The organism is uncultured Microbacterium sp., assembly GCF_963521695.1.
Taxonomy (GTDB): Bacteria; Actinomycetota; Actinomycetes; order Actinomycetales; family Microbacteriaceae; genus Microbacterium.
In genome coordinates this window covers 1-6,641 of the sequence record NZ_CAUQWC010000195.1, presented here as the reverse complement: position 1 = coordinate 6,641, position 6,641 = coordinate 1, and the positions used below count along the sequence as shown (strand labels likewise).

Here is a 6,641-nt window from a genome sequence, read left to right as displayed (position 1 = left end):
GGCGCAGGCACCGTCGCGGGCCGCGCACGGGCTCGACCGCGGTCACCGACCCCGCCCTCGTCACGGTCTGGTCGCCGATAGCCCGCCTCTCGATGCCCGACTGCGTCGTACGACCGCGACCGTCGACGTTCGGCACGACGTCGTCGCCCCGCGCGTCGCACTGACGCGTCATTCCCTCGGTTGCCGCAGGTGGTCGATTCCTGGCATGTGGGGCGACAATGCGAGGCAAATGACGCGGGGCGCGAAGGGCTCGATTGTCGCAGGTGGTCAAAGTTGAGAGGGACCGACTGCCTGAGACGTGAAGTGGCGTCGCGGACGGGCTCAGTCGCGGCGGGCTCAGTCGCCGGCGGCGCGCAGGCTGCGCAGGTGCGTCATGAGCGACGACGCGAGGTTGTAGACCACGAGCTGTGCGCCGTCGTCGAAGGCGGTGGAGGCGGCGGCGGCCGTTCCCACGATGTCCATGCGCATCTTGCCGGTCGCCGCCACCGCCCGATTGACGATCGCGGTCGCCTCGGCCACGGGGAGGTCGTCGGGTCCGGAGGAGGCGGCCAGGTCGGCCGGGCCGATCATGATCCCGTCGAGCCCCGGGGTGCCCGCGATGGTGTGCGCCGCGGACACGCCCGTCGGCGACTCGATCATCGCGAGCACGAGCGTGTTCTCCCGGTACCAGTCGCGGTGCTGGTCGGGAGTCGTCTCGCCGAAGAATCCGGCGCGGCTGTAGGTGGCGAAGCCGCGGGCGCCGAGTGGGGGGTAGTGCGCCGAGGCGACCACCGCGGCCGCCGCCTCGGCATCGTCGACGTGGGGGACGAGCACGCCCTGCGCCCCCTGATCGAGCACGCGGAGCACCATGCCGGGGTCGTCCTCGCCCACCCGGACGATGACCGGGACCCCGTGCAGACCCGCCACGGCGATGTGCTGGCGCAGGGCGATGACGTCGGCGGGGCCGTGCTCGGCGTCGATCAGCACGAAGTCGAAGCCGGCGACGGCGAGCATCTCGACGAGCTCCTCGCCCGGCATGCGCAGCAGTGCGCCGATGAGACGCTCTCCCGCCTCCGCCCGGGCGCGGAGGGACGCCGGGCGAGGCGCTCGAGAGGACGCGCTCACGCGATCATCCCCGCCGAGAGGTCGACGTCGGCTCCGCACATCCCGGGCATCGACAGCATCGCCACCACGGCGGCGCCGACCTCGTCCTCGGTGATCATGCGGCCCAGAGCCGCGCGCGAGACGAAGGCGGTCTCGGCATCCTCGATGCTCTTCCCCGAGCGTTCCGCCTCGAGCCGGAAGTTGCGCGACATGCGTTCCCCGGCGACGGGCCCCGGCGACAGGGTGTTGACGTTCACGCCGGCGGGCCCCACCTCGAACGCGAGGGTCGAGGTCAGGCCCAGGACCGCCATCTTCGACGCGGTGTAGGGGGTGCGGTGCGCCAGAGGCCGTTTGCCCGAGACGGAGGCGATGTTGATCACGTCGCCGCCGCCGCGCTCCACCATCGCCGGCAGGAACGCCCGGCACAGCAGGAACGTCCCGCGCACGTTGACGGCGAACACCTCGTCCCATTCGGCGACGCCGATGTCGGTGAGAGCGGCGACGGGCCCGGCGATCCCGGCGTTGTTGACCAGGATCGAGATCTCGGTGTCGGCGAGATCGTCGCGCAGGCGCGCGACCGACGCCTCGTCGGAGACGTCGCAGACGAACGCGCGGGCGGAGTCGGGCAGCTCGGCCGCGACCGCATCGAGCTTGCGCGCATCACGACCGACGACGACGAGATCAGCGCCGGCACGCGACAGCGCGCGGGCGATGGCCGCCCCCAGACCGCTCCCACCGCCGGTGACCAGCGCCGTCCGCCCGCGGAGCTCCGTCATCGTGCGCCCGCCCGGCTCTCCTCGATCCAGGGGAACGTCGCGCCGCCGTGACGCCATGCGCGTGCGTCCCCCGAACGCGCATGTCCCTCGAACAGCTCCACGCGCGCAGCGCGGCCGCAGACCTCGCCGAGCATCGCCGAGGAGGCGGGGTCGGTGATCTCCTGGTACGTGATGGTGCGCAGGTACTTGCCCACCCACAGGCCCCCCGTGTAGCGCGCGGCGCCGAGGGTCGGCAGCACGTGATTGGTGCCGATGACCTTGTCGCCGTACGACACGCAGGTGTTCTCGCCGAGGAAGAGCGCTCCGTAGTCGTGCATCTTCTCGAGCGCGGCGCGGGGGTCGTTCGTGAAGATCTGCACGTGCTCGAAGGCGAACGAGTCGGCGAGGGCGTAGGCCTCGTCGAGGTCGTCGACCACGATGACCTGTCCCCAGTCGCGCCACGCGGGTTCCGCGTAGTCCCGGGTCGACATGCCGGGGAGGATCTCTTCGACCAGTTCCATGACGCGCTCGCCGAGCGCCCGCGAGGTCGTGATGAGCACGGCCGGCGACTCGGGTCCGTGCTCCGCCTGCGACAGCAGGTCGACCGCGGTGAGGAACGGGTCGGCGTCGTCGTCGGCGACGATGAGGATCTCGGTGGGGCCGGCGAACAGGTCGATGCCCACCTCGCCGAACAGCTGACGCTTCGCTTCGGCCACGTACGCGTTGCCGGGCCCGGCGATCATGTTGACGGGGGCGATGGTCTCGGTTCCGACGGCCATCGCGGTGACCGCCTGCACGCCGCCGAGGATGTAGATCTCGTCGGCCCCGGCGAGCTTCATCGCCGCGACCGTGGCCGCGGGGATCTCGCCGCGGATCGGCGGGGTGCACGCGACGACACGGGGGACTCCGGCGACCTTCGCCGTGATGATCGTCATGTGCGCGGAGGCGGTGAGCGGGTACTTCCCGCCGGGGATGTACGCGCCGGCGGCGCGGACGGGGACGTGCTTCTGCCCGAGGTGGACGCCCGGCAGCGTCTCGACCTCGATGTCGACGAGGGAGTCCCGTTGCGCCTGGGCGAAGCGTCGGACCTGATCCTGGACGAAGCGGATGTCATCGATCACCTGGGGTTCCAGCGTCGCCATGATCCGCTCGACATCGGCGTCGTCGAGCCGGAACGGCCCCTCCCACCGGTCGAACGTCGATGCGTATCGGCGGACGGCATCGTCGCCGTGTTCGCGGATGTCACCGATGATCGTGCCGACGGTCGCCGCGACGTCGCTCTGCGCGGTGTCGGTGAACGACTTGGTGGGCGCCTTCTTCAGGTACAGGGGCATCATCGCTTCCTTCGTTTGCATACGTATGCCTCATCATGACTGCGTATGCATGCGAGGTCAACCTTTCGCTAGACTTCGACCCTCAGCACCCGATCGCCAGGGGGGTCCATGGCCGTCACGAGCAGAGACGTCGCTCGACTGGCCGGCGTCTCCCAGCCCACCGTGTCGCGCGCGCTCCGCGACGACCCCCGCGTGTCGGACGAGACGAAGAAACGCGTCCGCGACGCGGCCGTGCTGCTCGGCTACGTCCCGAGCGAGGCGGGGCGCGCCCTGTCGTCCGGGCGCACGCGACGTATCGGTCTGCTCGTGACCGACCTCGAGAACCAGTTCTACGCCCACATCATCGCGCCCCTGCATCGCGAGCTCGAGTCCTGCGGGTACCAGTTGGTCCTGCATACCGAGACGGCCGACGAGTCCGTCGCGGAGCGCCTCATCGCCAACGGCCTCGACGGCGTCATCCTGGCCACCACGACCGTGGAGTCGGTCGTGCCCCTTCGCCTGCGCGACCGGGGGCTGCCGTTCGTCTACTTCAACCGCACGGCGGCACTGGTCGACGCGGATGCCACGGTCGTCGCGCCCGGACCGGGGTTCGAGGTCGCCGTCGACCGCGCGCTGGCGCTCGGCCATCGACGCATCGGGGCCGTGCTCGGCCCGCAGAACACCAGTACGGGACGTTCGAGAGAGGTGGCGCTGCGGGCGGCCCTGGCCGCGAAGGGCATCTCGCTCGAGGCCGGAGTCGTGCGCCACGGCCCGTTCGACACGGCGGCCGGCGACTCCGCGACCGCGGAACTGCTGGCCCTGCCCGATCCGCCGACCCTCATCTTCTGCGGCAACGACGTCATGGCGTACGGCGCACTGAACGCGGCTCGCCGGGCCGGCGCATCGGTGCCCGACGACATCTCGATCATCGGATTCGACGATCTGCCCCCGGCATCCTGGCCCATCCTGGAGCTTTCCACGATCGCGTACGACTACGTGCAGATGGCTCGCGAGGCGGGTCGGCTCATCGTCCAGCGCATCGAGGAGCGTCCGGAGGAGTTCGCGCACGTCGAGTTCGCCACGACGTTCGTCGAGCGGCGGACGTTGAGCGCACCGAGCGCCCACTGAGCCGACGACCGCGCTCTCTCCGCCGCGGGTGATGCTTGCGTCCGTGTTGTGCATACGCATACACTGCCGACATCGCCCCGCGCGTCCCCCGCGACGCCGCAACCCGAAGGAGCCCAGAGTGCCTCTCGACCCGGTCGCCTACCAGCCGTATGCGGATCCCGACGACTTCATCCGCGAGGTGACGGATCTGATCTGGGTGGATCGGTCGATCAGCTTCATCCGCGACAACTACGAGCCCGACTCCATCGTCCACGGCGCCTACGGAACCTCGACGACCCGCGACGAAGTCATCGAGGGCACGTTGATGCGCATCTCCGCGACCCCCGACCGCACCGGGCAGGCCGAGGACGTCATCTGGGAGGCCCGCGGTGACGACGCCTTCCTCAGCTCGCACCTCGTACTCTCGGGGCACCTGCAGTCGTCCGAATACAGCCGCACCATCGCCAACTGCCTCTACCGTCGGGGTCGCATGGTCGAGGAATGGGTGGTACGCGACACCCTCGCCGGGGCGCTCGTGCTGCAGAGCGACCTCGACGAACTGGCGCGGGCGCAGGCGTTCCGCGGCTACACCGGCACCTGGACCGAACCGGCACCGGCCGACCCCATCGCCGCGGGCGACTCCGGCCCCCGCCCCGACGAGTACCGCTCCGAGGTGGAGCGCGTCGTCGAGATGATCGAGACGGTGTGGAACGACCGCGACCTGCAGAAGGTCGAGCGCTACTTCCACCGCGACCTCGTCCTGCTCACGGTGGGCAACCGCCTCGTCATCCGCCCCGAGGGTTACCGTCGTGCCCTGCTCCGCTTCCTGGAGTCGTTCCCGTCGGGACGCTTCGAGATCCGCGACATCCAGACCAACTACGACGTGCGCTACGCGGGCCTGCGGGTCGCGGTGACGTGGAAATTCGTCGGCGACTACAACGGCGTCGCGAACTACGGCCCGCTGACGGGCCGTCCCGTCGACGTGCTGGGCATCTCGCAGTTCACCTTCCACCAGGGCTCCCTCGTCAAAGAGGTGCGGCTGTGGGACGACATCGCGCTGCGCGCGCAGATCGCCGGAATGCGGGGCGACGAGCCCGTCGTCCTGGGAAACATCTACTGATCCAACGAAGGAAGAGAAAAATGAGCACGGACCACCTGAGCCACGACTCCGTCGTCGACGGGGCCGAGATCGAACGGCGCACCATCCGCAAGAGCGACTGGGCGCCGCACAACGCCGCCTTCATCGACTGCCGCACACCCGGCTCCGACCGCAAGCAGAACTACGCCTTCATCGGCGGAGGGGTCTCGCAGAACGCCGGCCAGGTCATCAACCTGACCGAGGAGCACGGCTTCAACACCGGCGCCGCCGGCATGCCCAACGGGATCTCGAACAACCTGCACCTCCACTTCACCGCCGAGGTCTTCGTCAACCTGGGGGGCGAGTTCCGCCTGCGCTGGGGGATCGACGGCAAGCAGGGCGAGTACGTCAGCACCGACGGTGACATCATCTCGATCCCGACGTGGATCTTCCGCGGCTTCACCAACGAGGGTCCCGACGACGGCATCCTGTGGACCGTCCTCGGACGCGATGTGACCGGGGGCATCATCTGGGGCCCGTCGGTGCTGAAGGAGGCGGAGTCGTACGGTCTCCACCTCACGGCCGACAACCAGCTCATCGACACGGTCGCCGGCGACGAGCTGCCGACCGACGTCGCGCTCATCAAACCCATCCAGCAGCGCTACATCGACGGGCTCACACCCTTCACCGTCGACCAGATGCGCGAGCGCGTGATCCAGCCGGGTGACCGCGTCTACAGCGACAACGCCCTGCTGTGTGCGAGCCTGCCCGGGGGCGCCGCCGAGCTGAGCCTCGCGATCGGTTACGGCATGACCGAGGACCGTCGTCAGGTTCCCCGCATCCACGAGCCCCACTCGTTCAACATGGCGTGGGTGCGCGCCGCGGCCGACGAGGGGCTGCTCCGTCACCGACACGACAAGAACCAGGCGGTGCTGGTCAAGAGCGGCCGGTGGGCGGTCACCCTGAACGGCGACCCCTCCACCACGGTCGAACTCGACCCGTCCGACTCGTTCTCGGTGCCGGCCGGCGCGTGGCGCGCGTTCCGCTGCATCGACGGCGGCGAGGCGGGCGCGGGCGAACTGCTCGTCATCAACTCCGGTGACGACCGCGTCTACCTGGAGTGGGCCCCCGAGGTCGTCGACGCCGCACGCGACGCCGACTGGATGCTCGACCCCAACGGCTACCTCGCGCCCGTGGGCGTGATGGTGACGGCGACGGAGGACGACTGATCGGCGAGCGGGAGCACACGGTCGCCGCGACCTCCCCCCGCATCGACGTGGGGGAGGTCGCGGCGAACATCGACGC

Annotated in this window: 6 protein-coding genes; 3 read left to right on the top strand and 3 right to left on the bottom strand. The window is 69.9% G+C overall.

Annotated elements, in window-relative coordinates; translation table 11 throughout:
• Window positions 1-336 precede the first annotated feature (336 nt).
• The 3 genes from RWP81_RS13005 to hisD are packed head-to-tail and all read right to left on the bottom strand — an operon-like array spanning window position 337 to window position 3,172.
• Complete coding sequence (locus RWP81_RS13005) at window positions 337-1,104, bottom strand: aldolase/citrate lyase family protein (RefSeq protein WP_314456752.1); 768 nt, start codon at window positions 1,102-1,104, stop codon at window positions 337-339.
• Entirely contained in the window at window positions 1,101-1,859 is a 759-nt protein-coding gene (locus RWP81_RS13000) for an SDR family NAD(P)-dependent oxidoreductase (RefSeq protein WP_055959893.1), read from the bottom strand. The genes RWP81_RS13005 and RWP81_RS13000 overlap by 4 nt, the downstream gene beginning before the upstream one ends.
• The gene (gene hisD / locus RWP81_RS12995; RefSeq protein WP_314456749.1) at window positions 1,856-3,172 is read right to left on the bottom strand and encodes a histidinol dehydrogenase; all 1,317 of its coding nucleotides are present in this window, start codon (window positions 3,170-3,172) and stop codon (window positions 1,856-1,858) included. Before hisD ends, RWP81_RS13000 begins: the two co-directional genes overlap by 4 nt.
• Window positions 3,173-3,280: 108 nt before the next feature.
• Here hisD and RWP81_RS12990 point away from each other — a divergent pair, with 108 nt between their 5' ends.
• The 3 genes from RWP81_RS12990 (at window position 3,281) to RWP81_RS12980 (ending at window position 6,565) form a co-directional block, all read left to right on the top strand.
• Complete coding sequence (locus RWP81_RS12990; protein WP_314456747.1) at window positions 3,281-4,279, top strand: LacI family DNA-binding transcriptional regulator; 999 nt, start codon at window positions 3,281-3,283, stop codon at window positions 4,277-4,279.
• Between the two features lie 118 nt (window positions 4,280-4,397).
• Complete coding sequence (locus tag RWP81_RS12985; protein ID WP_314456745.1) at window positions 4,398-5,378, top strand: ester cyclase; 981 nt, start codon at window positions 4,398-4,400, stop codon at window positions 5,376-5,378.
• Window positions 5,379-5,398: 20 nt separating this feature from the next.
• Window positions 5,399-6,565 carry a cupin domain-containing protein gene (locus RWP81_RS12980; RefSeq protein WP_314456743.1) on the top strand — a complete coding sequence of 389 codons (1,167 nt, stop codon included), beginning with the start codon at window positions 5,399-5,401 and terminating at the stop codon, window positions 6,563-6,565.
• The last annotated feature ends 76 nt before the right edge of the window (window positions 6,566-6,641 follow it).

What these genes read in the sequence shown, in the direction of transcription:
- RWP81_RS12980 (WP_314456743.1), top strand. Translation starts at nt 5,399, where the DNA reads ATGAGCACGGACCACCTGAGCCACGACTCCGTCGTCGACGGGGCCGAG.
- RWP81_RS12990 (WP_314456747.1), top strand. Translation starts at nt 3,281, where the DNA reads ATGGCCGTCACGAGCAGAGACGTCGCTCGACTGGCCGGCGTCTCCCAG.
- RWP81_RS13000 (WP_055959893.1), bottom strand. Translation starts at nt 1,859, where the DNA reads ATGACGGAGCTCCGCGGGCGGACGGCGCTGGTCACCGGCGGTGGGAGC.
- hisD (WP_314456749.1), bottom strand. Translation starts at nt 3,172, where the DNA reads ATGCCCCTGTACCTGAAGAAGGCGCCCACCAAGTCGTTCACCGACACC.